The sequence below is a fragment of the Streptosporangium sp. NPDC003464 genome (assembly GCF_053588315.1).
The window spans coordinates 1-1,561 of sequence record NZ_JBSFPS010000548.1; the positions used below are offsets into that span (position 1 = coordinate 1).

3 protein-coding genes are annotated in these 1,561 nt (G+C 71.3%); 2 read left to right on the forward strand and 1 reads right to left on the reverse strand.

Going from position 1 to position 1,561, the window contains the following annotated elements; translation table 11 throughout:
* The coding region (locus tag ACWDS7_RS48400) for a response regulator transcription factor (protein ID WP_451934817.1) at window positions 1-366 on the forward strand (366 nt) is incomplete at its 5' end.
* A gap of 142 nt (window positions 367-508) precedes the next feature.
* Here the strand turns inward: ACWDS7_RS48400 and ACWDS7_RS48405 are convergent.
* Complete coding sequence (locus ACWDS7_RS48405) at window positions 509-784, reverse strand: hypothetical protein (protein ID WP_451934818.1); 276 nt, start codon at window positions 782-784, stop codon at window positions 509-511.
* Window positions 785-1,109: 325 nt separating this feature from the next.
* Between ACWDS7_RS48405 and ACWDS7_RS48410 the strand changes: the two genes are divergently transcribed.
* Window positions 1,110-1,547 carry a nuclear transport factor 2 family protein gene (locus tag ACWDS7_RS48410; protein WP_451934819.1) on the forward strand — a complete coding sequence of 146 codons (438 nt, stop codon included), beginning with the start codon at window positions 1,110-1,112 and terminating at the stop codon, window positions 1,545-1,547.
* Window positions 1,548-1,561 lie beyond the last annotated feature (14 nt).

The window sequence follows — 1,561 nt, forward strand, 5'->3', positions numbered from 1 at the left end:
GCCGGCGCCAGCGGCTTCCTGCTCAAGGACGCCGGCCCGGCCGAACTCCTGCACGCCATCCGGGTGATCGCCGCCGGAGAGGCGCTGCTCGCACCACGGATCACCCGGCGCCTCATCGGCCAGGTCACCGCCCATCGAAGAGCCGCCCAGGCCGCGCAGGACCGGCTCGCGGTGCTGACCGAGCGCGAGCGTGAGGTGCTGGCCCTGGTGGGCCGGGGGTTGAGCAACGACGAGATCGGCGGGGAGTTGTTCCTCAGCCCGGCCACCGCGCGCACCCATGTCAGCCGCGCGATGGCGAAACTGGGCGCGCGCGACCGTGCGCAGCTGGTCGTCATCGCCTACCAGACCGGCCTGGTCAGCCGCTGACCACTGGAACACCGTCATCCATCCGGCCGGCAGACGGCCAATCCGGGGTGTTCGGCGCAGCTGGTCCACTCGCCTTCGAGGTTGAGGAACGAGCGGACCAGCCGTGGGCGTTGAGAACGATCATGGACTGCGGGCGTCCGCGTCAGGCCTGGAGGACTTCGGTGACCGTGTCGGCCATGGCCTGAGCTCCGGCGTCGTTGGGGTGGATGTGGTCGCCGCTGTCGTAGTCGGGGTGCAGGGCGGCCGGTGCGGCGGGGTTGCGCAGGGCGCGGTCCAGGTCGGCGACGGCGTCATATGCCCGAGTGGAGCGGATCCACTGGTTGAGCTGCCGCCGGGCCTGTTCGCTCTGGGGGCTGTCGAAGCCGGGGGAGGCGGCTGCGGCGCCGCTGAAAGGGGTGTAGGCGCGCCACTTGTGCACGTACAGGAGGTGCTCGCCGGTCCCGTCGACGCTGAAGCGCAGACTCAGCGAGGCGTCAGGCGTCAGGCGGCAGCTCGGGCTGGGCCAGGACCTGCGCCGGTCCGCCTGCCACGGGGACGCGTCCGACGGTGTGCCCAGAGGCGTAGATCAGCGTGCTGCCGTTGTCGTACAGGACCCGAGGACGCCATGGGCGAGGGCGGCGGGACCACCGTGAGCGACGGCGGGGGCGGGGACGCCGGGGGCTGCGGCGGGCGGGCGGTGGAGTCGCAGGTCCTGTCTCGGGCCGCCGTCACCGCGCTGGGCGGGGCCGGATACGATCACGTGTATGGATCATGTCGCGGTACGGGAGTTCGTGGACGGCTGGGTGTCGGCATGGAACGCCCATGACCTGGATGCGTTGCTGGCTCACTTCGCGGAGGACGTGACATTCCGTTCGCCGGTCGCGGCGCAGCTCGTCGGGGGCGATGGGACCATCCACGGCAAGGCGGCGCTGCGCGCCTACTGGGCGGAGGGGCTGCGGCGCATCCCCGACCTGCGCTTCGAGGTGCTCAACTCCTACGTCGGTGTCGACTGCCTGGTCATCAACTACCGCAACCAGAAGGGCGGCCTGGTCAACGAGGTGCTGATCTTCGACGGCCCGCTGGTGGCCGAGGGGTACGGGACGTATCTCGGCGACGACGCGGGCGGCACCGGCACCGAAGGCTCCCTGCTTCCCGTCTGGTCGTTCCCTGCCCCGGCCTGGCCCGGCGACTACCCCCTCTGAGGAGGTCATCGTGG